Here is a 25816-nt window from a genome sequence, read left to right as displayed (position 1 = left end):
GTCGGTTATAACATTTGGCCTAATGAAGTTATAGACCAGATTAGAAAGCGGGGAATCCCTACCATTGCCGGCAATTACGATTTTGGAATCGGAAGAACCAGCGACGACTGCGGCTGCGCGTATAAGACAGAGGAAGAAAACGAAAATGGCAAGATGTCCATTGCCTTTACAAATGAGATTGTCAGGGACGCGCAGCGGGCTTATTTAAGAACGCTGCCGGCGCACATTCGTCTGGATTTCCAGTTAAATGATAAACCACTTTCGGTCCTTCTGGTGCATGGCAGCCCGCGCCGGATCAACGAATATCTGTTTGAAGACCGGGATGAAAAAAGTATGCTGAGGATCATGGAGAAGGCTAGTGCAGATGTGATGCTTTTCGGTCATACGCACAAACCCTATCACCGGATACTGGACTCGGTGCAAACAGATGGGACAGACCATTTCCGTCATGCAATCAACATTGGATCGGTGGGTAAACCAAAGGATGGAGATTCAAGAGGTGGTTATGTGATCCTGAATATTAATGCGGATGCATCAATATCAGGTAAAGATAGTATTACGGTAGAATTTATACGTTTTGAGTACGATGTTGAAAAAGCGGCGAAAGCCGTAGAAGACAGTATCCTTCCTGATGCATATGCGGAATCATTACGTCTGGGAAAATGAAAATAGCACTACTATCTGATATCCATGCAAACCTTCCCGCTTTCGAGGCGGTGTTGGAAGATCTGGAAAAACAACAGCCTGATGCGGTTTACTGTCTGGGCGATCTGATCGGCTACAACGTTTGGCCTAATCAGGTAATTGGTCTGGTCCACAAACATGGTATTGCGACCATTGCAGGAAATCACGACCTGAAAGTTTCGAAAATACTTTCATCGCAAGACGAGTGCAGCAAGGAAGAAAATAGTGAGTATGCTTACAAGCTGGTGGGAAGCAAGGAAAGGGATTACCTATTAACACTTCCCAGGCATCTCAGGTTAGAATTTCAACTTAATGATCAGCAGCTCAATATGCTGCTGGTCCATGGAAGCCCGCGAAGCATTAACGAATATCTGTTGCAGGAGCTATCAGAGCAGTACACGCTGGAACTGGTCAAGGAATTTAAAGCGGATATCCTTTGCTTTGGGCACTCTCACAAGCCTTATCACCGGATTATTAATTCGGGTGAGCATGGCATTGACCATTTTCATCACCTGGTTAATACGGGTTCTGTCGGTAAACCCAAAGATGGCGATGCGCGTGCTTGCTATGTACTTATCAACATTGACCAAATGGCAAACAGCAAGTCTAAGGATGCTGTTCAGGTTGAATTTGTAAGGGTTGAATACGATGTCGAAAAAGCAGCGAAGGCCGTAGAGTTCAGCTTGCTTCCAAATGCATTTGCAGATAATCTAAGGAAAGCATATTAACCTTTATCGAAATGAAAGGTTTGATGATTTAGTTTTCGGTCTTCTTTACCACTGTGGCAACTTGCTCTCCTCTTTCGGTTCGGGAGAAACCGCATGAAATAGGCAATCAATTATCTTCCCTTATTGATTATCCTGCTGTTCTTGGGGCAAATGGTGGAATAGTAGTGATACAATTGTCTATCGGTGGAGGTAGCGCCATAGGAAAAGTGAAGGTATTCACCAGAGATGATGAGCTTAATAATGATCCAATCCGCCAGCTGACTGGCAAGAGGGTACATTTGCCTGATTATCATCACCCAGCTAACAGCTATATAGTTAAATTAAGATTTGTTAGGCCTAAATTAAACGATCAGATAAGGGTGCAGAAGCATATCACGGAAATGAAATTGCCAATGTATGCGTCTTTTAGCTTGACGTTTGCTTTGATGGGCGATGCATTTCTGTATTCATTTCTACCGATAAACGCTTCCAGCATTCAAGTTCAGATAATTTGGATAGGAACCATCTTGTCAATCAACCGCTTTACACGCATTCTGCTAAATCCGCTGATCCTGCGCGTTTTCAGTCGTTTGGGTTTTCGTCTACCAGTGATTGTTGCGGCTACTTTTTCCGTATTTGCCACAGCTGGCTACGGTGCAGGTTTTGACATTGTAACTTTGCTAGTGCTCAGGGTTTTATGGGGTATATCGTATTCTGTCCTTCGCGTTGGGGCAGTTACTTATGCCATGGATTATCCCAAAAAAGGCCTGGCCCTGGGAGTGAGCCAAAGTATCGTCGAGTCCGGGCCGCTGCTGGCACTATTGATCGGCCCATTGCTTTTTGAAGTAATTAATCCTAGATCGATTTTTTTAGTGATTGCACTCCTTTCGACGCCAGGAATATACTTTGCCTTCAAACTTAAAGAGAGAGAGACCGGGCACCGAGCCGAAAATTCAGCTTCAAAGTATCATTTCCTTCGATTTTTAACCGTTTAGCGTTTTTAGGGGCATTTGCAGTGGAAGGTATGCTTGTGGTTTTGATCGGAGCCCTGCTGTTGGATGAAAAACCCAATTGGTCACCGATTGAAATTACTGCCGCAGCTTCTGGATTTTTGAGCTTTCGACGGATTTGCTCTCTTTTAATTTCACCTTTTGCAGGTTGGTCTGCTGATCGATATGGACTTCCCAATATCTACTCAGCCTCTATTCTACTAATTTGTCTAGGTTTGCTTCTGGCAGCAAACGGCTGGGTGGTCGCAGGATTGATCATTGTATTTACATTTTATAATGTCAATTCATCCCTTGCAGCTGGTGCAGCGTCTGTAAGAATGGCTGATGTAACACAGGCAGTATCCAATAATGCTACGTTTAGAGATGCTGGTTCAGCTTTTGGGGCTTTGATCGGCGGATTTCTATTGACCAACGATCACTTGAGCCTAATCTTTACCGCAATCACTTTACTTCTTATATTTCTTACCTGGGTATATCATAGAGAGTCGAAGGCCTTCCTTATTTAATCGCTGCATTATAGATATTATCGATACCAGATACCCGCTAAATTAATCGGTGGTGGCCGTTGCGGAACTATCCTGACAAATTGAATCTGAGGAATTCAAAGATCTAACTTGTGAGATTTTCAAAAATTTCAAGGTAAAAAGCAATCGAGGGCGTAAACAATGCGCCGGTTAAGTGCGCTATGGTATCCATTGCTGCACTATTTGCCAATTTCCTTTTAAATGTTTTGAGGTACTTTTTGAGGTTGAAGCAGGTTGCTGCCATCAGCATCACCTTATGTGCCGCGGCTTTTCCCAGAACATTAATTTTACTTAATCCGTAATGATGGACAAGGCTTCCAAACACCGGCTCTACCGTACTTTGTCGCACTTGTTTCATCCGTTTCCCGCGCCTGCTTAGTTGTCTTTCATAAGCTCTATGGTAATGATCTTCATAAGCTGTCATAAAAATCCTTTTAAACAGGGACTTAGGCGTACAGGATTCTTTTAGAACACAGGGGATGCAATCTCTTTTTGAAGCTCGGTAGTTTTTTATTGGCTTTCCGTCTGCGGATCGATCGAAGCCTTTAAAAGGGATTGTCTTACCCATGACACAGGTAAAGACGTCTTCTTTCCTGTCATAAGTAACCCACTGCCTTTCTGGTTTGTATTTGCCAAAAACACGTATCCAGGGTGTGAGATTCCTCAGTTCCAAGAACTCATAATTAAAGCCATTGGAGTATCCCGCATCTGCTAACAGCTCAGTCATGCGAAGCTCATTCGCTTTCAGTCGCTTTTGAATTTGCACAGTCATTGCTGGCAGATACTGACTGTCTCTTCCATCTGCAAAGTCAGCTTGGATATGGCTGATTACGCCCTGAGCAGTATCTACTGCCATACTGCAGTGATAATTAAGCTTTCTTGCTTTGCCAGGCTTTACTGAAATACGAGCATCCGGGTCATGCGGGTTATAATGCGTTTTATTACTAAACAACTGAGCTTTCTTATGAGAAGCGCCGCTGGCTCCGACCGGATTTTTACGCAGCTTATCATGAATATGTTTAACACGCTTCAAATGATGCTGCTGAGCAGTGATCAACCCCACCGTGGAAGTTACAGCAGTGCTTGTTTGATTTTGGTTTTCGGCGTCTACGGCTTCAATGTGCCTTTCAATAGATTGAAAAGGTCTTTTCAGTTCAAGACTTTCCATTGAAGCATTCGCCTTAATAGGTGCCGAGTCCGCTAACCATGCCTTTATCAACACACAAGGCAAATATCTTATTGAACAGAGAATCAAAAACGGTAGCTGGATATAATTGTCTGGTCCGACTGATAGTTGAATGCCAGGGTAATTGCTCGTCAATATCAAAGCCCAAAAAGTAAGGAATGTCCATGCGCATCGAGCAGTGATCTACCAGTTTACGGTCAGACGTAATATTTTCCAGGTAACCGACCAGCATAAACTTGAAGAACACAACCAGGTCTATGGATGGGTTTCCAGTGCTTCCATAAAGCTCTATGGTTTCCTTATAAATGGATTGTAGATCCAAAGTCTCTCTGAGCCTTCTATAAAAATTATCCTTCGGAATCCGCTCGGATAACTGAAAGCTTAAAAACAGCTTCTCGGAATAATTTTTTCTTCCTTGCATTCCTGAAGTTACAAAAATCCTAGCAGTTATGGAAAGGATTTAGGCGGTTTTTCATAGAGTTGTGCAACAGCCACGACGGTTTTTTCGTACTCCGGCATTCGACTGCCATGCCGTTACAAGTTGACATAAAACACCAGACAATTGGTACAGATTAGTAGTTCATGAAATCTAATTATGTTATACTAGGCGGATAGACCTTAAACTGTACTGTCAGTGATTTGTAGGAATGTCAATTACGAAAGAATTGAAGACAAACTTGCAATTTTAATGCTTGGAGAAAACTGAGTTTTGAAACTGAATTCCATTAGAAGATCTTGGATGCACGCCACGGATTAAAATTAAGACACCAAAGATTTGGACTGATGAACTTACTAGCGCAGGTCCGATACATTATCTAGCAGGCATTTTCAAACTCATCTTTACGGTTCTTTGTAACGATTTGCCAGCGAGAACAAATTCATTGATGTTATGAGTTGTTTGCTAATCTCCAATACAACATTATATCTCACGTGGATGCCTGTCTTTTTACAGAGGTAACATTTGGACTGTAACTGTACTGACATTTGCTGGGAACGATTGAAGATTGTATCTTTGAACAAGAAAAAAGATGTTCTAAATGTAACTTTCAAATTGAGAGGCAAATTCGGGACTGCTGCATTTTGTGGGATTATAAGTTTTTGAAAATAAATCGGTTACTGTTAGGGTTCGACTCCCTGCATCTCCACGAAATGCCGTTCCAAGTAATTTGGGGCGGTTTTTTGCTTTTCGGGACAATAGTCGGGACAAAATCACATTAAACAACCCCACCCCGGGCATTTACTTACAAAAGATAGGTAACCGGTAAAAAACACCATGGAGACAAACAAAGACAATAAGTCCATTGAGAATATTGAGTTGGTTTTTCTAAAACCGGAAGATTACAAGGAGATCAAAGAAATGATGATCGAGACTTACTCGAATATGCCGAATGCGTATTGGAAAGAACATCACATCAGAACACTGATCTCTATTTTTCACGAGGGGCAAGTGGGCATAAGAGTTGATAATGAACTCGCCGGTTGCGCATTGTCCATTATCGTGGATTACGACAAAGTTGATTCCAAACATACGTATAGAGAAATAACGGGAAATTACAGTTTCAAGACTCACACAAACGATGGAGATGTTTTATACGGTATTGATGTATTCATACGGCCTAAATTCCGTGGCCTGAGATTGGGAAGGCGTTTGTATGATTACCGAAAAGAGCTTTGCGAGAATTTAAATCTGAAAGGAATTGTATTTGGTGGCCGGATCCCCAATTTCCATCAATACTCTCATTCCATGTCCCCCAAGGAATACATCGAAAAAGTTCGAAATAAGGACATCTACGATCCTGTTTTAAATTTTCAATTGTCAAATGACTTCCACCCTGCCAGAATCCTGCAGGGGTATCTGGAAGGGGATGTCGACTCGAATGAATATGCAGTACTACTTGAATGGGACAATGTTTACTATGAGAAAAGCTCGGATCAGGCTGCCTTTAAAAAGTCGATCATCAGATTAGGTTTGATACAATGGCAAATGAGGTTGTATAATGATTTTGATGAACTGATGCAGCAGGTGGAATATTTTGTGGATGCGGTATCAGGCTACAGGTGCGATTTTGCATTGTTTCCCGAGTTTTTCAATGCCCCTTTAATGTCCGACTACAACCACCTCGCAGAATCGGAGGCGATAAGAAGGTTGGCAGAATATACAGACAGAATTGTAACTCGCTTCTCAGAGCTTGCCATATCGTACAATATCAACATTATTACGGGAAGTATGCCAGAGGTCGTTGACAATAGTCTGTATAATGTAGGTTATTTATGCAAAAGGGACGGCGGGATTGAACGGTTCGAAAAGTTGCACGTTACCCCGGATGAAGCCAAAGTCTGGGGTATGCAGGGTGGAAGCATGTTAAAAACGTTCAATACCGACTGCGGAAAAATTGGCATTCTGATTTGCTATGATGTCGAATTTCCCGAGTTAAGCCGCATTCTGGCAGACGAAGGAATGAATATTTTATTTGTGCCCTTCCTGACCGACACTCAAAATGGTTATTCAAGGGTAAGGAATTGCGCTCAGGCAAGAGCGATTGAAAATGAATGCTATGTTGCCATTGCGGGCAGTGTCGGAAATTTGCCGAAAGTTCACAACATGGATATTCAATACGCCCAATCCATGGTTTTCACCCCCTGCGATTTTTCGTTTCCTACCAATGGAATAAAAGCGGAGGCAACCCCGAATACAGAAATGATTTTAATTGCCGACGTAGATATTGACATGTTACGCGAATTGAATCAATTTGGAAGTGTCAGAAATTTAAAAGATAGAAGATCTGATATTTATTCAATAATTCGTACATCTGCGGATAAGACAAATGGCACCAGTGCCTGACACTCGATGCAGAATACCAACAGATAAAAAGCTGCTCCGAAAAGGGGCAGCTTTTTATAATTTAGGGAAATGTAGGTCTCATGAGTGCAATCATAATTTCCCTGATGGTAATGCCCGGGCAAATATCCCATTACCGGCAAGGGCAGCCCCAACTTTTAAATTACTGATGAAAATGGTTCTGTAAATACACAGGCCCGGCAGTTCCATTGACATTGAAAATGGATGGAAAGTCGCGGTATGACTTTTGCTAATTAATAGTTTGTCAGTCTTTTATCTGAATGTTTGCCAGATAAAGCTGGCCGGATGTAAGACACGCACAGCTTCGCATGTATGGTTATTGCTTTACCTCCGATTCACACATCCGGTTTTGAACTGGAAAATAGTCTGTTTGCCAACCGGCATCCAATTTCCCTGCCTGCATATAACGCTTGCCAATTCCCAGTATCCAACCGGATAACTGTTAATCACTAAATTCATCAAATATGAAAAGCCTCGCGGATACTACTGAATTATTAGAGACAACAACAAGCCTGCTGATGGGCAGTGAAGAATCCATTACCACGCACGGCGGCATCGAATTAATGGATCAGTGGATCGGAATCCTCTCAGAAAGTGAGAGCACACAGCCAATTGCCCATCAGCTTGACGAGCTCAAAGCACTGCTCCTGGCAAAGCCATCGGATTCTGAGGGGATCGCCGGCCAGATGGAAGCAATTGCTGCCAATGTTTCACAGATTGCGCCTGAAACCGGTGCGGAAGGTGAAATGCCTTCGCTGCTAGCAGCACTTTCGGCTGCGCTGCGAATGGGATCTGTAAGCACCGATCAGCAATGAACATTCGCTATGGTCATCATTAAGCAAGGGCTGGCCCGCCACTAATTTTTAAACGCAAAAACACGATTGTTATGACCAGTAAAGTAAAGCAAATACACGATTTCGGCCAGAGTATCTGGCTGGATTTCATTGACCGAAAAGTCATTTTATCAGGAGAACTGAAAAAGCTGATCGAAGAAGATGGTGTCAGGGGGGTTACCTCCAATCCCGCAATTTTTGAAAAGGCGATCAGCAGCAGCACTGATTATGACGCAGACATTGCCGACCTCTCAAAAGGTGATAAGACCAATGAACAAATCTTTTTCGCGCTTGCTGTCGAAGACATCAGACAGGCCTGTGATCTGTTATCAAATGTTTATAATGAAGAAGAGGTTGTCGGTGCCGACGGTTATGTAAGCCTGGAAGTTTCCCCGTTTTTAGCCGAGGATACCCACGCGACCATTGATCAGGCGCGAGAGCTGTGGAAAGCTGTTGGGAAGGATAATGTTATGATTAAAATCCCAGGAACAGAGTCCGGGCTTATTTCGATCCGGACGGCCATCAGCGAAGGCATCAACATCAACGTAACTTTACTTTTTAGTCTTGACCGTTATGAAGCGGTTGCCGAAGCTTACATCAGTGGACTGGAGGAAAGAGTGGCAAATAACCTGCCGGTTGACCGGGTTTCGTCTGTCGCCAGTTTCTTTCTGAGCCGGATCGATATTCTGGTTGATCCGTTGCTGGACCAGAATGGACTTGGTGAGCTGAAAGGCGAAGTGGCGATTGCATCCGCAAAACTAGCCTATCAGATATACAAGCGCGTGTTCAGCACAGACCGCTGGAAAAGGCTGGCTGAGAAAGGTGCTGTGCCCCAGCGCCTTTTATGGGCGAGTACCAGCAACAAAAACCCGGCTTTCAAAGATACCAGGTATGTGGAAGCATTGATAGGACCGGATACAGTCAATACAATCCCTCTCGAAACACTGGAAGCCTACCGTGATCATGGTACTCCGGCAAGCCGTCTGGAAGATAATTTGGAAACAGCGGAAGGTATCATGGAACGGATCGATGATGCCGGTATCGATATGGGCGCTGTGACGAAACAGCTGGAAGAAGAAGGAATTGAAAAGTTTATAGTGCCATTCCGGAAACTGCTCGATGCAATAGGTAAACAGAAAGATGATGCAAAGAAGTTTTTCGGTACAAGCCCGATTTAATACTGCCTCCATTCATTCTTCCAGGGCCAAGGTTTTCCCACCTGAGCGCATCAACCGTTATGTCCTTTTCAGTTTTCCAAGGATTATTGCTTTGCGGTATCCGGGCATATTTTTTCGTAACCCTGATAAAGGATTGATGAGGATCGCGTGTCAAGTCACTACTGATCCAACGAATTTGTGATATCCGGGTAAAGCTGCCAAATGGCAATAATTCGATTAAGAGAGGATGTAATTAAAGTTATAATAAATAGTAAAATGATAAGTATTATTCTTGGTAAATAACTTTTATCATCAATGATAACACGTGAAATTATCTCAACAACTATTTATTTTACAAGGACTTATGCAAACAATTTTATCGGAAACTCAACGGTTTTTAAAAAGTGGCATAATATCTCTGTTATTGCCCCGGAAAGAATCTTTAATACGATGCGTTAACAGGGCACATCGGGCACTTTTTTCTCCTGTTTGGATGGCTTTTGCTTTTTGTTTGCTACCGCAGATAAAACTGTTGGCCCAGCCGGCTATTCAATGGGATAAGAACTTTGGCAGCACCTTTGGTTCAGTCTATGGCTTCGACTTAACATCTTTACAGCAAACATCAGATGGCGGTTATATCCTGTGCGGACGGTCCTCGGCTCCGGCAGGTGGGGACCAGACGGAAGGGGTTGTCGGTGGCGCTGATATCTGGATCGTCAAGCTTTCCGCGAACGGGTCCAAAACCTGGGACCGGACCATTAAGGCCAGTGACTACGGGCTTTCGGGGTCGATCCGGCAAACATCGGATGGCGGCTATATTCTGTGCGGAAGTTCGGCTGCCAATGCAGGCTTGGACAAATCCGAAAACAGCAAGGGCGAACGTGATTTTTGGATCATCAGGTTGTCTTCGAACGGCACAATACTCTGGAATAAAACCATAGGCGGACAGGGGCATGACACGGCGCTGGTTACTTATCAGACATCCGACGGAGGGTTCATTGTCGGAGGGAACTCGGAGTCCGGTGCGGGAGGCGACAAAACAGAGAGTTTGAGAGGTGAAATCGATTATTGGGTAGTAAAATTGTCTGCCACAGGGAATGTTCAGTGGAACAAAACGCTGGGAGGAGGCGACAGTGATCTTTTCAGCTCATTGGCACAGACAAATGATGGAGGCTACATCATCGGGGGCCGGTCCAGATCGCCCGAAAGTGGCGACAAAACTGAGGCGTCGCATGGCGGCTTTGACTTCTGGATCGTGAAACTCAGGCCAAACGGTACGGTGGAGTGGGACAAAACCATTGGCGGGCAGGGGGATGAAATGTTATATTCCATTATTCAGACTTCGGACGGTGGGTATGCCATGGGAGGCTCAAAAGATACGAATGGCCCCGGCGCGCCCGAAGATGATTTATATGACCGGGATGCCTGGGTGGTAAAGCTCGCAGCCGACCGTACACAACAGTGGGACCGAGCGCTGATCGGCCAGCGTGATGCGGGTTCGGATTTGAGCGCAGTGAGCTCAATCCGGCAAACAGCCGACGGAGGATATATACTCGGTGCTGGTTCCAACATGGGCGCCGGACCGGACAAAAGCGAAGGGCCGCGGGGGACGGACCGAAATTCCGATTTCTGGGTAATCAAGCTGGCCGGGAATGGAGCGAGGGTTTGGGACAAAACCATTGGCGGAGATGCTACGGACGAGCTTGCTGAAATCCAGCAAACCTCCGATGGTGGCTACGTACTGGGCGGGAGATCGTTATCTGGTATTTCAGGGGAGAAAACCGGAGCGGTGAAAGGCACTTCCGATTATTGGATCGTCAAGCTGGGACCCGAATCTTCGAATAAAGTACTTTCATTTTCCCCTGCATCACTGACATTTACACACGTCATGGGCAGCAGCCCTTCGCGCCAGGTGGCTACCTTATCCACCAATACAGGAAACCCCGTGATCTCTCTGTCGCAGTCGCCGGCGAGTAGCTGGCTCGTGCCTCCGTCTGCTTCACTGGGAGCCCTGACATTCGGAGCAAGCGGTGAGGCCATGTCGCTGGGAACTCATTATGCCACTGTTACCGCGCGCGCGCCGGGTTATGCGGACGCTACACTGTCGGTGAGGCTGATTGTCAAAGAACCCGACCCGACACTGGTCCTGAACGATATTGACGACCAGCTAACCATTGTTGGCCAGGAGGTATCCTTTGTAGCCACTTCGCGGGCGAACAGAAACCAGCTTAAAACCTATTCTCTGGTCAACGCCCCCGCTGGCGCAACCATCGGTTCGTCCAGCGGCTCTTTCAGATGGACACCAGGTGCAACGGGGGATTTTACGTTTTCTGTAAAAGTGAGTTCCGTCGATTTTCCCGGATTGTCCGATGAAGAACAGGTCAAGGTCAAAGTTTTGGCATTAACAGCCAACGACAGATTGCGTATCAATGCCGGCGGGCCGGCTTTTTCAGCATCGGGTAACCGGCAGTTCACGGCCGATCAGTACTTTACGGGTTTGGACGGCACTACCAGCATTTCCGGCGTGGATATCCTGAACACAACGGACGATGAACTCTACCGTACAGGCCGCAGCTCTGAGGGCTTTGATTACAATATACCGGTCAGAAATGGCAACTACAATGTTGTGCTGCACTTTGCAGAAACCTGGTTTGGTGTGCCGGGCAGAGGTCCGGGGGGAGCCGGCAGGCGGAGCTTTGCAGTAGGGATCGAAAACGAGACCAGGCTGAGGAATTATGATATTTTTGCCAAAGCCGGCGGCGCGTTAAGGGCTATTAAAGAGACGATACCTGTGACGGTCAAAGACGGAATGTTATACATTTCATTTATGAGCGGCGCTGCCGATAAGCCGAGGGTAGAAGCCATTGAAGTGCTGCTGATCAACCCCGTACCGAGAATTGTAAAGTCTCCCATCGCAGATGCCTATGTACGCAATGGCAGCTACGCGGGGGTGAATTATGGGAGTGACCCTGCCCTGGAGGTGAAAAGTGTGACCGGCGACGGCCTTTCCAGGTCTTCGTACCTGAAATTTTCGCTGACAGGCATAACACAGGTAACTTCTGCCAAACTCCGGATTTTTGGGCAAAATTACCAGGATGCTGACCACGTTTGGCCCGCTGCTTTCCCTGTCGGCAATGACAGCTGGACAGAAAACGGGATTACCTGGAACAATGCCCCGGCACCGTCGGGCGCTTCATTAGGTTCTGTTGAAGTGGGTAATGCCCCGAGATATTATGAGGTAGATGTGACAAATTTCATCCGGGCTGAAATAGCCGGGGACAAGGTGGCGACGATACTGCTCCAGGATGCGAATAACAGGAACAAAAGGCTTATCTTCGAGAGCAGGGAGACTTCCCCAAATCCGCCGGAACTGGTTATTTATTCAGCTGAACCACCCATTTCGGGTACCCGGATAAGTCAGGAAGTTTTAGTCGGGACGTCTCGGGAGAAAGTGGAAAAATCAGTTATTTATCCCAACCCCGTCCGTAACAAATTTACACTTGAAACCGCAGATCAGCATGAAGGGGAAGTTTCCCTTAACCTGATACATCAAAATGGCCGTAGTTATAAAGTCAATGTGCCGCAGCAGAGCAAACCGGGCGCAAAGTCGGAAATTGATATTACGGAACTCTCGCTGAGCGCAGGAATCTACGTGCTCAAAGTGCGATCGGCTGCCGCTACGGAGTTCATTAAAATGCTGGTGGTTGACTGACGCTTTTAGGTTACCACGGATGTCAATGAGCGGCCGCCAAAAAGTTCGCCCGGAAACTGGATGGTGATTCACCCGTTTTAGTCATAAATAGCCTGCTGAAATACGCAGGGTCGTTGTAACCAAGATCATAGGCGATCTCCTTTGCCGTGAGCGGCGTATGTACCAGCAGCCGTTTTGCCTCGAGTATGATACGGTTCTTTATCACCTCGTTGGGCTGCGGCAGCCTGAGGCGGTTGAACTTGTGTGTGATCGTTTTCGGTGCCATGGATAAAAAATCCGCGTAATCGGCTACGGTGTGTTTGGTTTTATAATGCTCTTCCACGAGCCTGGTAAACTTGCGGAAAAATTCCAGATCGCTTTGCTGTTCGCTCACTGCATTCTCCAGATGCTGCCTTTTCCATGAACGCGTAGCCCTGATCAGGAGTTGCTTGAGGTAAGTCCGGACCATTTCCTCCAGCGAGCCATCATTCAATTGGAATTCTTGTATCAGCTCCCTGAACATGCTTCCTAAAAAAGCAATGTCTGCTTCCGAAGCTTCTACTTTGGGCATGTTCCGGATGTTGTTGAACAGCAGGCCATCACAGGCAACTTCCTGATCGTGGATCTGAATGCAGTAAAAATCGCGGTTGTAGAAAATGAAATAGCCGCTTTCCTGGCCGGCTTCTTCCAATTCAAGATATTGATTGGGGCTGATGAAGAAAAGAGTCGGCTGCTGCGTCTCAAAACGGGAAAAATCTACCCTAAGCTTGTAGCCAACCGGCAGATAAAGGATTTTGATATATTGTTTATAGTCGGGGCCGTTGATGGTGTCCGTTTGGTCCCGGGTTACGTGCAGCAGTCCCAATGTCTTTAAATTATTGTTGAATACGGTTGTACTCATGGCTATCCTAATAAGGGGTTGGTGTTCATATGTTCCGAAATGATTGAAGGTCCCGGCGAAGCAATCAGCAAACTCACCGGGACTTCCGGATCATTAGCTCCTTGCAAATTTTTCGAGTTCGGCGTTAAATTTATCCATTTCCTCCAGAAATAGTCCGTGTCCGCTTTTTTCAAATCTGATCAGGTAGGAACCTTTGATCGCTTTGTTCAGCTGTTCTGCCTGGGAGAAGTCACATAATTTGTCGTTCACACCATGGAATATCGCAACAGGTATTTTTATTTTTGCCAGCTCGGGACGGAGGTCAAGGTCACGCAATGCAGTGATTGCCTGTGTAGTAGCGTAAGGTGATGCATCCAGATTAATGCTTTCAAGCCAGTTGAGCGATTCCTGGGAAAGTCCGCCCTCCTGACCGGCAAAACCTTTTCCAAAACCTGATACCAATTGCTGCCGGTTGGTTTTAGTCTGTTGGATCAGGTCAGCTGCGCCCTGGTCGGAGATGCCGTAAGGATAGCCCTCGCGTTGTTTCCATGATGGGCCGGTTGCGCCGAATAAGGCTAGCTTGCTGATATGTGCTCCTTTGTATTTGGTAACAAAATGGAGCGTTACGGCGCTTCCCAACGAAAATCCTCCCAGCGTTGCATTTTCGATCTTCAATTTTTCCAAAACCACTTTGATATCGTCGGAGAAAGTGTCGAAATCGTATTTTCCGTAGGGCCTGTCGGATTTACCGAAACCGCGGAGGGAAATGCCGATTACCCTGAACCCTTTTTCAACCAGGTACTGGTATTGATATTCATACATCGCATTGTTCAGCGGCCATCCGTGAATGAGGACCACCGGCTGGCCTTCGCCAAGGTCGATCACATGCAGTTTAACATTTTTTTCTACCTCAATGTACTCTTCCCTTCCGGCGGACGAGGGCTTTCTCGTTTGTGCAAATAAAAATTGACTTTGGATAAAAGTAAAAAATGCGATTGTAAGTGCAATAGTTTTCATCTGGGTAGTAAGATTGAGTTTTGTAAGTTAACCAGCTAACCGCTAGCTGGTTGTCGTTGTTTTGACATTACAAAGATGGCAGGTTAAAGCGCGCCGAAGAATGGATAAAAGGCAAAGTGCCTGGTACATTTTTCCCGGAAGGTGAAATTTTGATTAAATAATCAACCCGTTTGTTCCGCCCAAAGTTAAATATGGCACTGCAATGCGTAAAGGGTGGGCAGGCACGGCTTGATTTTTTTACTGAGGTACTTTACAAGGCGTACAATACAAACATCATGTTTTGCGCCGACAGACGATTTCTGCCATTTTACTACTCAGTTTAAATTATGCTTAAAATTTACCAAAATCAAAAGAGTGTCGGGCTTGCTGCATCCCTGATATGTTTGGTCCTGATCATCGCCTTGCTGTATACCCTGCAGAGTGTTCTGGTACCATTAATGTTTTCCATCCTGCTGGCGATCTCTCTTTTTCCGGTGACCCGTTTTTTCGAAAAGTATAAAATCAACAGGGTCACCGCGTCGCTGTTGTCAGTGATCATCGCTGTTGTGCTGATTGGCAGCCTGGTTTGGTTCATTATACACCAGGTACTGGTTATCGGCGCTAACGGAGAAGACCTGCAAGTACGGTTTATCAGTATTCTTAATACCATACAACGATGGGTCACCATCCATTTCGGAATTGAACAGGGACAAATCACCCAGCAGATTACCAACTTTACAAATAAGGTTGTGTCCAATGCCGGCGTAATCGTCGGGGCGGCTTTCGGTTCAGTGGGGAGTATCCTGGCCGGAGTCGTTATTGTGCCGTTATTTACTTTTTTCCTACTTTATTACCGTGACTTTTTTCGTGAATTTTTCTTCCACGCATTTACATCGACATCCAAGGAGCTTATTAGTCAGGTTTTAGACAAAATATACTACGTTGTCCAAAGTTACCTGGTTGGCCTGGTGACGGTCATGGGCATTGTAGCTATATTGAACACAGTTGGCCTGCTGCTGCTTGGAATTCCCTATGCTTGGTTCTTTGGGATACTTGCTTCCCTGCTGATGTTGCTGCCATACATTGGGATAGCCATAGGTTCAGTGCTTCCTGCGTTGTTTGCGTTGGCAACCAGAGACAGCGCGTGGTATGCTTTGGGTGTGGTTGTATGGTTCCAGATTGTGCAGTTCCTGGAAGGGAATTTTCTGACGCCCAACATCGTCGGAGGCAAGGTGAGTATCAATCCGTTGATGGCGCTGATTGGGCTGCTACTGGGCGGGATGCTTTTTGGATTGGCCGGTCTGATACTAGCAATTCCGATCACGGCAGTGTTAAAAGTCGTTTTTGATGCCATACCTTCCATGAAAGCTTTCGGATTTATGATCGGGGAACCGGAACAGTACCATTTGAAAAGATTTTCGGGAAAAATCATTCTCAAACGCTGGAAAATCAATCAGGTCCAAACCTCCGGTGAAGGCCCGGTCACCTAGGCTGCCGGTAATATCCGGCCGGTAATGATGCATAGTTTCGCCATTGTTTTTTTATTTATACTTGCCGTAGTCAAGCTATGAGGATACTGCTTACAGGTGCTACCGGTTATATTGGTAAAAGATTGCTGCCAGTCCTTCTCCAAAACGGGCATCAGGTGATCTGTTGCGTGCGGGACAAGGGGCGTTTTCCCACGGAAGGCATTTATACGCATGCAGGGATATCCGTTTTGGAAATTGACTTTTTAAACGAAAATATCGGGCCCCAAACATTGGGGAATCTGGATGCAGCCTATTACCTGATCCATTCCATGAGCTCTAAGTCGGGGGATTTTGAGAAAATGGAAACATTCTCCGCCCAAAACTTTGTAAAACTTGTTGAAAACACCGGCATCAAACAAATCATCTACCTTGGGGGAATCGCCAATGGGGACAATCTTTCCAAACATTTGTCTTCAAGAAAAAAAGTGGAGCAGGTATTGACTGACAGCAACATTCCCGTGACGGCAATCCGTGCGGGAATCATTGTGGGATCGGGCAGCGCGTCGTTTGAGATCATCCGCGATCTGGTGGAAAAGTTACCGGTTATGATTACCCCAAAATGGCTGAACACAAAAAGCCAGCCGATAGCGATCCGTAATATTCTTGAATACTTATCCGGCGTCCTGCTCAAAGAAGAGACATTTAACCGCTCGTTTGATGTGGGAGGTCCGCAGATATTGACCTACAAGCAAATGCTGATGCAGTTTGCCGAGATCCGGGGCTTGAAACGGTTTATCATCTCGGTACCTGTGATGACACCCAGACTGTCCTCTTACTGGTTGTATTTCGTTACTTCGACCTCTTTCAAGCTGGCCTCTAACTTGGTGAACAGTATGAAGGTAGAAGTCATTGCCAGGGAAAATGACCTTGCTGAGCATTTGGGTATCAAGCTGCTTACCTATCGGGAATCGGTTGCGCTTGCTTTTCAAAAAATTGAACAGAACAATGTCGTTTCGAGCTGGAAAGATTCGTTCGTTTCCAGCTATGTCAGCAATTACATGCTAGAGCATATCCGAATTCCAAAAGCAGGCTGTTTTACCGATAAAAGACAAAAGGAAATCCCTGGTGACATTGACCAGGTGATAAAAAATATATGGTCGATAGGGGGCGGGCGCGGATGGTACTACGGGAACTGGATGTGGAAACTGAGGGGATTTATGGATAAAATGTTCGGAGGGGTGGGGCTGCGAAGGGGCCGCACCAATGCACATAGCATCAATAGCGGTGACACGCTGGACTTTTGGCGTGTATTGGCCGCCGACAAACCCAATGGGAGATTGCTGCTGTACGCAGAAATGAAGCTTCCGGGCGAAGCCTGGCTGGAATTTAAGATCGTCCGAAAGGATAACAAAAATTTCCTGCATCAAACAGCCACCTTCCGGCCCAAAGGGTTGCTGGGCAGGTTGTACTGGTACTCAGTGCTTCCCTTCCATTTTTTCGTTTTTGAAGGGATGGTCAATAACCTGATCCGGTTTCAGGAACGGGGATAAGATCGAATTGATGCGCAATAAAAATCAAACTTCGGAGGAGTAAATTGCGGTCGCTGGAAAGCATTACCGCATCAGGTGAATCAATAGCCCGGTCGGGGAAACTTTCAAAGGGATATTAACACTCCCGCCGAGGCGTAATTGATCCAGGTGAAGTTATATATTTCATCGTTGTCAGCCCCGCCTTCCACCACACGGTATCCCAGTTTTATGCTGAAATTAGGATTTATATCGTAGGATAAGCCGGCAAATATATCTTCGGCCCTGCCAAATTTTGAAGCCAAAGCATCTCCTTCCAGGACAGCGGTCCAGCGTGCAGCAGGTTTGTATGCCACATAGAAGTTAACCAGGGGCACGAACCCAACGTTGCTGAAATGCCTGTCGGTTGAGGCATTTCGAAGCCTGACATCCGCATCACGGATTTTTCCGGTCAAACCAGCCCCGGCCCTCCAAAGTCCTGATACGACAAAGTCGTACCGGTATGTAAGTCGGTAGGAATTAAATTTGTAATCGAACCGCACATCTTCATTTTGGTTATAAACGGCATTGTTGAAATTGACATTCTGGTCAAATGAACCCGAGTATTTTACAGTGAGCGGTGCGTATAAAGCCGAGATTGTGTGCCTGTCAGCTATGGTATAACCAGCCCTTACCCGGTAAAATATGCGTGGGGATATTTCAAGTTGTTTATTAACATCGACCAGCGTCCCGCTCGTTCCAGGGAGTCGGATGTCGTTGTAATTTGTTCCCAATACAACACCGCCTTCCAAATCTAACTTGAACTGCGCCATGATTGGCTGATATGAAGAAATGAAAAGACAAAAGGTGATTAATCTCGATACCATACATTTAAAAAGAACTGATCTTTTATTTGGATAAAAATGGATGCCACTGCAAAATGAAAACGATACTTGGAAAGGAAATGGGGAAGAACTGGTGGGGACTTCCTGATTCAGGCATTTGCCATCCGGCCCTGGTTGTTCTCATCGTCGATGATTTCCCGGATGGCGGGTTTTGACCCAGGGTCACTATCATCTTCGCCCAGCAAAATTCCCCAGGGGTTAAGGCCATGTACCCTGTCAAAGATCACCTTAAAAATAGCAATGACGGGAATAGATAGGAACATGCCGGTGATTCCCCAGATCATTTCCCCAAGTACAAGTCCGATCAGTGCCACAAGTGTATTTATTTTCACTTTGGATCCGACGATTTTTGGCATGATGTAATTGCTGTCGACAAGGTGAATGGCAACTATCGCGATTGCAACGAAGATCAACTGGCTGGTCCCGGCGGTTGCGAAGGTGATCAGGCTGGCTAGCAGCAGGGCAATTAGAATGCCGATATAGGGGATCAGGTTCAAGATTCCGGTAATTAATCCAAGCAAAAGGCCGTATTTGACCCCGAGCAGCCAGAATGCCATACAGGAAAGACCTGTCACCAGCAACATCTGCAGAAAAAGCCCGAATATGTATTTCTTTACGATGTACTGGATCTGGCTCACGATGTCGTAGACAATCACGCTGTGCTCCTGGTCAAATACCGAAACGATGAAGCGAAGCAGCAACCGTCTGTGCAGGAGCAGAAAAAATGTGTACAGGAAAGTAAAAAGCAGGAACAACAAAATGGAAGAGACCGAAAGGATTGTGTGCCCCAAAATAGTGGTACCGGTATTGACCGCTTTCGATGCCGAGTCGTTGATGTAGTCCATCTGCTCCCGACTATCTATATGAAAGGTTACCTCGATCCATTTTTGCAAGTCAGTGGTTGTATCCAGTACCTGCTGCTTGAAAGCCGGCCAATCCTGCGCTAATGCTGTGAGTTGCGAACCCAGCAGGATAAATATCCCCACAATCGCACCGATCAGGGCCAGTAGGGAAACCGCCGAAGACAGCGCCCTGGGGAAATGGAACCTGTATTCCAAAGTTCCGGCGAATGGCAGCAGAAGAAGTGAAAATAGAAGCGCAAAGATCAGTGGTGCCAAAAGGGTTTGTCCTATGATGGCAATATAGACCAGGCAGATAATGCTGATTAAAACTTGGGCGAGACGGGTGTAGAATGGGGTAGAGATGACCATATAGGATTGTATTTTAATGTTGTTTTTTTATTGCGCTGGAATTGGTTTTGTGCTTCCGGATTTTTCACGAATGGGGATGCGCACGCATTTGGTGTGTCAAAAAAGCAATGGGAAACCTATTGTTGAACAGGAAGATAGATGCTGAATGTTGCCCCTTGTCCCCTCTGTCCTTCGGCAGATATGATACCGCCGTAGCCGGTAATAACCTTTTCGCAGATCGCCAGACCAATACCGGTGCCGGAAACCTTATTCGTATCGTGAAGCCTTCGAAATAATTGAAACATGCTGCCGGCCTGATCCTGATCAAATCCGATACCATTGTCCGCAACTTCAATCAGGTGATAATTTTCACTGTTCTTTGTCGGATGCACAGAAACCGGTAAGTCATTTTTTGCCATTTTTTTATACCGGATCTCAATTTGCATCGGAACATTGTGCCGCCTGAACTTCAGGGAATTACTGATCAGATTTTGAAATACCTGGCACAGTTGCGTGTGTTCTGCCATAATCTTTGGCAAAGGATCACTTTTTACAACTGCCCCTGTTTCCAAAACGACCAGCTCCAGATCCAGCAAAACTGTCTGAAGTACCCAATCCAGCGAGATCAGGGAATTTACCTGGGGACTGCCGGACACTTTGGAAAGCGTTAGCAGATTATTCACCAACTCCGACATCCGGTGTGCGGCGGACCGGATTTTAGAGATGTATTGGGCACCTTCACCCAATTGGTGTGCATGGCGTTTGAAGACCAGGTCACTAAATGCCTGAATCTTTCTTAATGGTTCCTGCAGATCATGGGAGGCAAAAAAAGCGAATTGTTCCAGGCTCAGGTTTGATTTTTTTAAGTCTTCGTTTTTCTTGACAACTTTCCGGTTCACCTCAGATAGGGTTTTATTGGAATCGGCCAACTGCTGTGTTCGTTGTAACAATAGATTTTCAAGTCTGTCCTCGAAGCTGATTTCACCGGTATCTAATTCCGATTTAAGCTTCCTGAGTTCTAAAAGACTTACGACCTGATTTGCCAAAATTCTTAAGGCGGACAGCTGCTGGTCGGATAACTGTTTTGGAGAATGGTCGATAACGCAAAATGAACCCAGGGCAAAACCACTGCTATCAACCAGCGGCACGCCGGCATAAAAAATGACAGACGGGGGGCCTGTAACCAGCGGATTGTCGGCAAATCGCTTGTCTTTTCTCGCATCTGTCACCACCATGATTTTGTCAGGCTCATTGATCGCGTGCGCGCAGAACGAGAGGTCGCGGTGCGTGCCGCCGATCGAGAGCCCATGGTGAGATTTAAACCACTGTCTTTGTTCATCTATCAGCGACACCAGTGAAATCGGTGTCTGGCAAATTTGGGATGCCAGATAAGTCAGATCGTCAAAATCTTTTTCAGGCAACGAATCCAGAATGTGATAACTATTTAATGCAGTAATCCTTTCCTCTTCCTTTGCAGCAGTAGCCCTATTCATAAATTGCCTGTCCACAGTAAGCATTTCCATTTTCGTAATAAATGACGGATATTTCTGTATATAAAATATTGATCCTGCAGTGCATATAAATCTTGCATAATAGAAAATACCTGCCCAGCAACCTGGGCAACAAATGCATGCTGAATCCTGAAGGGTACCTGCTGTGTGCAGGCGGGATACGAGTGGAGGGATACGCTATAAAGAAAAAGCTGCCCCCGAAAGGGCAGCTAAACCATTAGTACGACGCATTGAACTCAATCTGCTTTAAACGGTAATTACCTTCGCTGCACAATTTTATCTCGAACATACTAATCAATGTGGTTTTTTAGGCTACCCGGTTTTATTTCTTAACCAGTGGGATTGCCCAGAACAAGCTGGCCTGGATGACGCTGTTTTTGAAATCAGGGTCAATATTGCTTCCTGTAAAATCGCCTACTTTGCTAAGTCCTGCAATGTACCGCACACCTACCCCAAGGCCGATGGGAGACTGGTAACCTATGCCACCTGCCGCCGCCAGGTCAAGGTTTTTTGCAAAATTGTTAATGGTCTGATCCGGGATGTCTGAGGATGAGCGGAACCCGGCTTGCGGACCGAACTCCACGTAAAAGCCGCCATTGGTTTTAAATTTGAACATTACAGGTACCGTAATGTAGCTGATCTTGAAATCAGAACGTGCGCCGTCATTTTGTACTTTCGCACCCTGCGTTGAAAAAAGGACCTCGGGCTGGATCGAGAAAACATTGCCAAAACCGTAATTAAGTATCCCGCCCAGGTGATAGCCAACCAAAGCCTCCGAGTCAATATTTCCACCCGTATAATTGCTCACGTTAAGCCCTGCTTTGGGGCCTATGCTAAATGATTGTGCAAATGCGGTGTTGGTGATCGCTGCGACAAGCACTGCTAAAATAAACTTTTTCATGGTAGCGTATTTTTTGATTTTTAGAATTGTAATGATTTTTTAGAACCGTTTAAAAAGTCCGTGCTACCCAGCTGCAATGGATTCTCTTAAAATATTATTTCGGATAAGTGCCAGCAAAAAGCGTAATAATCCAAACCTGAATTAGCCTTATTTGAAGCCTGAGTAATAATTTACGCAGTGGGTCGACGAAAATTGAGAAAGCGGCAGATAATTTGTGGAGAGTTTGATATAATCGCGATGGATTGCCCCTGTCGTCTTACTGGCTTACATTTTTTATCATCTTCGCCATAAAAAACTTCCATGGAAAACGGACCAATATTATATGTAGGCGGGGACCCGGACGACAGGTTCCTGGTTGAAAACGCGCTGGGCGAGATTGGCTGCACCAGTGAGGTGATTAATTTTGATAATGGTTATGAGCTTATCGATTATTTAAGGGAAACGGTAACCCGTCCGTTCTTCATTCTTTGTGACCTGCACATCCCGCAGATTACCGGCCTTGAACTGAAAGAACTGATTAATTCGGACGAGAACCTCAAAAAAAGATCGATCCCTTTTATTTTTCTGTCCGAGTCGATTAATCCAAAGGATGTCGATGACGCTTATATGTCACTGGTGCAAGGGTTCTATCTGAAGCCTCGGAGTTACGAGGAACTCAAAGAGCAAATGTTTGCCATCTGCAGTTATTGGCAGCTTGCCGTGCTTCCAGGTAGGTATAACTGGGAAAATTCCTGAAGTGAAATGGTATTTTACGGGTTTGACCGCCTCAACCGGAAAAGATTTTGAAAACAGATGATCAAAGGCAAATTTGTTTGTTAAGCCCTCATCATGCGAGAGATCAAAGCAAGGATGATTTTTGTGTGACAGAAGACCGTGTCTTTAAGCTAAATTTGGATTATTGGATTTTAAAGGGAAAATTTGCCCCGCGTTAGTGACGAAGATTTTTATATGGGTTCAGAGATGTCCGAAAAGGGGATAGATTTTATACTGCTGGCAGATGATGATGAAGACGATGTTTTTCTTTTTCACCAGGTAGTAGGGCAGTTAAAACAGGTTCCACACGTAGTGGTGGCGACGGATGGGGTACACGCTCTGGAAATACTGTCTGGTCTTTCCCGTCCGTCGCTGACTTTTCTGGACATTAATATGCCCCGGATGAGCGGTTTAGAATGCTTTTCCAGAATGCGCGGGCAAGTCGAAACGAGCGGCGTCCCCGTGATTTTTTTATCGACTAGCAATAACCAGGAATTTATTGACGAAGCGGAAAGGCTTGGAGCAAGAGGTTATATTAGAAAACCCCTGTCGTTCGTGGAATTTGAGCAGGTGATTAGCGAGGCCCTCAGCGTGGACTGGAACAATTCAAAAGCGCCTTTTTTTGTCCACCAATAGATAACTTCCCTACCCGGGACCCGCCCGGTGCCGGTTGCTTCAGGGAATTGTATAAAATAAGGATTTTTCGAGAAAGGATTCATCGATTGGCGGGTTATGGCCAGCTCAAACAGCCCCTTATCTTGTGATGGATTGGTCAGCGTGTGCCTTTTAAAGGTTCTGAGACCGCGAAGTAGGGATCGCAAAGCTTCGGTTTCACCAGCTGTGAAAACGATTTGCCTAATAATAAGTTTTGGAAATTTGGGGATGGCTTATAGGGAAGAAAAGGTTAAATTGTATACAGTCACAGTGAACCCTTCTATACCTTAAAAAATAATGAGCCAGGTTCCCGAAAATGGGCACGCCGAGCCAGGGACGGATCCCAGGCCTGTACTTCCCGAAGGTTTGAATAACATTGCTCTGTGTTTTTCCGGAGGAGGATTTCGGGCAGCAGGCTTTGCACTTGGTTGCTTCGCTTATCTGGAGCAAATCTGCATAAAGGACGAGCCGCTTTCGCGGGTTGTCAAGTTTATTTCTTCCGCTTCCGGCGGCTCTTTTGCAAGCATGGCAATTGTTCATGCCCAGCGCAACGGACATGGTTTTGAGGAAGCTTACCGCAATCTTTTCAATTGTCTGGAAGGTGATGTGCTTTTAAAAGAAGTACTCAGCATACTAAAGGATGATCATTTCTGGGAAAATGAGCGTCCCGGCAAAGACCGGAATCCGATCAACGGATTCGCCATTGCCTACGACAAGATGCTGTTCAAAGGCGACGGATTTGGTGTGATCTGGAATACTCCCCCAGCAGGGTCAGTCAAGGAAATTTGTGTGTGTACAACTGATTTTACGCACGGGCAACAATTCAGATTTCAGCACGATGGATCTGACAAATACAAAGGATCTTTCGGAAATAAGTATCTGACCTTACGTACGCCCAATGAAGGTGAAGATGTGAAGGCGGTTAAGGCGCAGTGCCTGGAAGTAATAAAAAAGATCAGGCTCGGCGATATTCTGGCCGCTTCCAGTTGTTTTCCGGCAGGGTTTGAGCCAATCGTTTATCCGCATGATTTTTCCTGGAAAGCTGGTGAAAAAAGCCTGACGGTTGATGAGCTTTCTGAGGCGGTACAAGCCAATGACGAATTTATCATTCCTGATCCAGTTGCCAGATCTTCCGGTGAGCGTCCCAGATATGGATTTATGGATGGAGGTATCGTAGATAACCAGGGTATAGACGCTTTCGGTCATGCAGAGAACAGGCTGCAGAGCGAACAACGGAAAAAGTTGAGGGATGCATTGACGGTACGCGCAAAAGAAGCGCTCAAAAATGCGGATGATACTGAAAAAAGTATGATTGAAGCCCGTTTGGAACAGGAAAAGGATCTTGTCCAAGGATATGGCTATGATCTGCTGGCAGTTTGCGATGTGAGCAGTAACTATACCGACGAATACCGTTATGCCCGTCCGGACAAGTCCAGCTGGTTCCTGAAATTGTCACTGGTGCACTATGCAGTGCTGGATATCATCTTGTTCTCATTGGGTGCTTTTGGCATTTTCACCGATGTGTACACCAAAGCTGCCTACTTCTTGATCGGGGCTACCGGTTTGCCCATTCTTGTCGCAGCTTATAATTTTCTTTCGTTTTTAGCTAAAAAAATCTTTCGGAAATTCACCGGAAAGCATGTGCCGCCAGGGACTATTGGCAAAATGTTTGGACAACACATCTGGTATTTTGCCAGACTTCCGCTGTACCGACTTGTGGAATTGTTGGAAGCCAGGGCCACTTCGGTTATCAATCTGGCAGTCACGCTTTTCCTGAAAAAAATCAGACAGGATTCGTATGAAGGGTATTTGTCAGGAAGTTTGGGGAAAAGCAGGGTCTTTGATTTGGTTAAACTGGCTGAACAAAAAAAGTTTCTGACTGTTCAGGATGAGCCGGGTTTGAAGAGATTTGTTGAAAACCAGAAATCCCGGAGGGTCAACAGTATTTTTCCTACTTCTTACCTGTTAAGCGAGATGAACAGGGAAGCGTTTATGGAAGCCTTGTGTGGGGAAAATTGGGAAGAAATGAACATCGAGGTAAACTATGATAATCGATCAGAATTGCTTTACAGAGTCATCCAGCCCGATGCCAAGATTACCAAAGTAGCCAACGTTGCTGCGCGCATGGGTACAACGCTCTGGTTTGATGCGTCACATCAGCAAATGGAGATGCGAGCAGCGCTGATCGCCAGCGGACAGTTCACCATGTGCCACACGCTACTCCGCTTTGCGCACCGGTTTCAGGACAGCTCCAAGGAATGGAAGCAGTTTCAGGATGATCTTCTGGCCGACTGGCTGAAATTTCAGAAAGATCCTTACTGGCTTTATAACCAGATCGGGACCAAAATAGGAGGAGGGGCGGAGCCACTTAAAAATTTTAAACCATTGACAATCTCATAA

At 45.8% G+C, this 25816-nt stretch carries 21 protein-coding genes; 13 read left to right on the top strand and 8 right to left on the bottom strand.

Features of this window, described 5'->3' with window-relative positions; genetic code table 11:
* The 4 genes from FBF61_RS10080 to FBF61_RS10065 all read left to right on the top strand — a co-directional run.
* Positions 1-666, top strand: a 666-nt coding sequence (locus FBF61_RS10080) for a metallophosphoesterase family protein (protein WP_138477059.1), incomplete at its 5' end; no start/stop codon positions are given.
* A complete protein-coding gene (locus FBF61_RS10075; RefSeq protein WP_138477058.1) occupies positions 663-1412 on the top strand; it encodes a metallophosphoesterase family protein in 750 nt (249 codons plus the stop codon). The genes FBF61_RS10080 and FBF61_RS10075, both read left to right, overlap by 4 nt.
* A gap of 53 nt (positions 1413-1465) precedes the next feature.
* A complete protein-coding gene (locus FBF61_RS10070) occupies positions 1466-2386 on the top strand; it encodes an MFS transporter (RefSeq protein WP_138477057.1) in 921 nt (306 codons plus the stop codon).
* The gene (locus tag FBF61_RS10065) at positions 2371-2907 is read left to right on the top strand and encodes an MFS transporter (RefSeq protein ID WP_374756608.1); all 537 of its coding nucleotides are present in this window, start codon (positions 2371-2373) and stop codon (positions 2905-2907) included. The genes FBF61_RS10070 and FBF61_RS10065 overlap by 16 nt, the downstream gene beginning before the upstream one ends.
* Positions 2908-3010: 103 nt before the next feature.
* Here FBF61_RS10065 and FBF61_RS10060 read toward each other — a convergent pair whose 3' ends face one another.
* Complete coding sequence (locus FBF61_RS10060) at positions 3011-4093, bottom strand: transposase (RefSeq protein ID WP_138477055.1); 1083 nt, start codon at positions 4091-4093, stop codon at positions 3011-3013.
* 13 nt (positions 4094-4106) lie between these two features.
* Entirely contained in the window at positions 4107-4532 is a 426-nt protein-coding gene (locus tag FBF61_RS10055) for a transposase (RefSeq protein ID WP_138477054.1), read from the bottom strand.
* Positions 4533-5384: 852 nt separating this feature from the next.
* Between FBF61_RS10055 and FBF61_RS10050 the strand changes: the two genes are divergently transcribed.
* The 4 genes from FBF61_RS10050 (at position 5385) to FBF61_RS10035 (ending at position 12673) form a co-directional block, all read left to right on the top strand.
* Entirely contained in the window at positions 5385-6953 is a 1569-nt protein-coding gene (locus FBF61_RS10050; protein ID WP_138477053.1) for a carbon-nitrogen hydrolase family protein, read from the top strand.
* A 482-nt stretch (positions 6954-7435) separates the two neighbouring features.
* Positions 7436-7786 carry a hypothetical protein gene (locus tag FBF61_RS10045; RefSeq protein ID WP_138477052.1) on the top strand — a complete coding sequence of 117 codons (351 nt, stop codon included), beginning with the start codon at positions 7436-7438 and terminating at the stop codon, positions 7784-7786.
* A gap of 71 nt (positions 7787-7857) precedes the next feature.
* On the top strand, positions 7858-8982 hold the full coding sequence (gene tal / locus FBF61_RS10040; RefSeq protein WP_138477051.1) for a transaldolase: 1125 nt from the start codon (positions 7858-7860) through the stop codon (positions 8980-8982).
* A gap of 511 nt (positions 8983-9493) precedes the next feature.
* Positions 9494-12673 carry a CBM96 family carbohydrate-binding protein gene (locus tag FBF61_RS10035; protein ID WP_166444492.1) on the top strand — a complete coding sequence of 1060 codons (3180 nt, stop codon included), beginning with the start codon at positions 9494-9496 and terminating at the stop codon, positions 12671-12673.
* Between the two features lie 22 nt (positions 12674-12695).
* Here FBF61_RS10035 and FBF61_RS10030 read toward each other — a convergent pair whose 3' ends face one another.
* Together FBF61_RS10030 and FBF61_RS10025 are read right to left on the bottom strand one after the other, a co-directional pair.
* On the bottom strand, positions 12696-13553 hold the full coding sequence (locus FBF61_RS10030; protein ID WP_138477049.1) for a helix-turn-helix domain-containing protein: 858 nt from the start codon (positions 13551-13553) through the stop codon (positions 12696-12698).
* Positions 13554-13646: 93 nt separating this feature from the next.
* Positions 13647-14549 (bottom strand): alpha/beta fold hydrolase, encoded by a 903-nt coding sequence (locus FBF61_RS10025; protein ID WP_138477048.1) that lies wholly within the window; start codon positions 14547-14549, stop codon positions 13647-13649.
* A gap of 326 nt (positions 14550-14875) precedes the next feature.
* On the opposite strand from FBF61_RS10025, the gene FBF61_RS10020 reads away from it, so the two are divergent.
* Together FBF61_RS10020 and FBF61_RS10015 are read left to right on the top strand one after the other, a co-directional pair.
* Positions 14876-16018 (top strand): AI-2E family transporter, encoded by a 1143-nt coding sequence (locus FBF61_RS10020; protein WP_138477047.1) that lies wholly within the window; start codon positions 14876-14878, stop codon positions 16016-16018.
* Positions 16019-16095: 77 nt separating this feature from the next.
* Positions 16096-17547: an SDR family oxidoreductase gene (locus FBF61_RS10015; protein WP_138477046.1), complete on the top strand. Its 1452-nt coding sequence runs from the start codon at positions 16096-16098 to the stop codon at positions 17545-17547.
* 104 nt (positions 17548-17651) lie between these two features.
* Here FBF61_RS10015 and FBF61_RS10010 read toward each other — a convergent pair whose 3' ends face one another.
* The 4 genes from FBF61_RS10010 to FBF61_RS09995 form a co-directional block, all read right to left on the bottom strand.
* Complete coding sequence (locus tag FBF61_RS10010) at positions 17652-18335, bottom strand: porin family protein (RefSeq protein WP_229214989.1); 684 nt, start codon at positions 18333-18335, stop codon at positions 17652-17654.
* A gap of 161 nt (positions 18336-18496) precedes the next feature.
* Positions 18497-19618: an AI-2E family transporter gene (locus tag FBF61_RS10005; protein ID WP_138477044.1), complete on the bottom strand. Its 1122-nt coding sequence runs from the start codon at positions 19616-19618 to the stop codon at positions 18497-18499.
* 116 nt (positions 19619-19734) lie between these two features.
* Entirely contained in the window at positions 19735-21120 is a 1386-nt protein-coding gene (locus FBF61_RS10000) for a GAF domain-containing sensor histidine kinase (protein WP_229214988.1), read from the bottom strand.
* 310 nt (positions 21121-21430) lie between these two features.
* A complete protein-coding gene (locus FBF61_RS09995; RefSeq protein ID WP_138477043.1) occupies positions 21431-22009 on the bottom strand; it encodes a porin family protein in 579 nt (192 codons plus the stop codon).
* A 300-nt stretch (positions 22010-22309) separates the two neighbouring features.
* Here FBF61_RS09995 and FBF61_RS09990 point away from each other — a divergent pair, with 300 nt between their 5' ends.
* The 3 genes from FBF61_RS09990 to FBF61_RS09980 all read left to right on the top strand — a co-directional run bounded on the left by FBF61_RS09990 (position 22310) and on the right by FBF61_RS09980 (position 25816).
* Positions 22310-22744, top strand: coding sequence for a response regulator (locus FBF61_RS09990; protein ID WP_138477042.1), 435 nt, complete (start codon positions 22310-22312; stop codon positions 22742-22744).
* A 183-nt stretch (positions 22745-22927) separates the two neighbouring features.
* Positions 22928-23398 (top strand): response regulator, encoded by a 471-nt coding sequence (locus FBF61_RS09985; RefSeq protein ID WP_138477041.1) that lies wholly within the window; start codon positions 22928-22930, stop codon positions 23396-23398.
* Between the two features lie 315 nt (positions 23399-23713).
* Entirely contained in the window at positions 23714-25816 is a 2103-nt protein-coding gene (locus FBF61_RS09980) for a hypothetical protein (protein WP_138477040.1), read from the top strand.

It is taken from the genome of Dyadobacter bucti (assembly GCF_005869225.1).
GTDB classification, from domain to species: domain Bacteria; phylum Bacteroidota; class Bacteroidia; order Cytophagales; family Spirosomataceae; genus Dyadobacter; species Dyadobacter bucti.
This window is presented reverse-complemented; position numbering and strand designations above follow the sequence as displayed.

Coding starts and splice junctions, on each gene's coding strand:
- FBF61_RS10075 (WP_138477058.1), top strand. CDS start 663: ATGAAAATAGCACTACTATCTGATATCCATGCAAACCTTCCCGCTTTC.
- FBF61_RS10060 (WP_138477055.1), bottom strand. CDS start 4,093: ATGGAAAGTCTTGAACTGAAAAGACCTTTTCAATCTATTGAAAGGCAC.
- FBF61_RS10055 (WP_138477054.1), bottom strand. CDS start 4,532: ATGCAAGGAAGAAAAAATTATTCCGAGAAGCTGTTTTTAAGCTTTCAG.
- FBF61_RS10050 (WP_138477053.1), top strand. CDS start 5,385: ATGGAGACAAACAAAGACAATAAGTCCATTGAGAATATTGAGTTGGTT.
- FBF61_RS10045 (WP_138477052.1), top strand. CDS start 7,436: ATGAAAAGCCTCGCGGATACTACTGAATTATTAGAGACAACAACAAGC.
- tal (WP_138477051.1), top strand. CDS start 7,858: ATGACCAGTAAAGTAAAGCAAATACACGATTTCGGCCAGAGTATCTGG.
- FBF61_RS10030 (WP_138477049.1), bottom strand. CDS start 13,553: ATGAGTACAACCGTATTCAACAATAATTTAAAGACATTGGGACTGCTG.
- FBF61_RS10025 (WP_138477048.1), bottom strand. CDS start 14,549: ATGAAAACTATTGCACTTACAATCGCATTTTTTACTTTTATCCAAAGT.
- FBF61_RS10020 (WP_138477047.1), top strand. CDS start 14,876: ATGCTTAAAATTTACCAAAATCAAAAGAGTGTCGGGCTTGCTGCATCC.
- FBF61_RS10015 (WP_138477046.1), top strand. CDS start 16,096: ATGAGGATACTGCTTACAGGTGCTACCGGTTATATTGGTAAAAGATTG.
- FBF61_RS10010 (WP_229214989.1), bottom strand. CDS start 18,335: ATGGCGCAGTTCAAGTTAGATTTGGAAGGCGGTGTTGTATTGGGAACA.
- FBF61_RS10005 (WP_138477044.1), bottom strand. CDS start 19,618: ATGGTCATCTCTACCCCATTCTACACCCGTCTCGCCCAAGTTTTAATC.
- FBF61_RS10000 (WP_229214988.1), bottom strand. CDS start 21,120: ATGGAAATGCTTACTGTGGACAGGCAATTTATGAATAGGGCTACTGCT.
- FBF61_RS09995 (WP_138477043.1), bottom strand. CDS start 22,009: ATGAAAAAGTTTATTTTAGCAGTGCTTGTCGCAGCGATCACCAACACC.
- FBF61_RS09990 (WP_138477042.1), top strand. CDS start 22,310: ATGGAAAACGGACCAATATTATATGTAGGCGGGGACCCGGACGACAGG.
- FBF61_RS09980 (WP_138477040.1), top strand. CDS start 23,714: ATGAGCCAGGTTCCCGAAAATGGGCACGCCGAGCCAGGGACGGATCCC.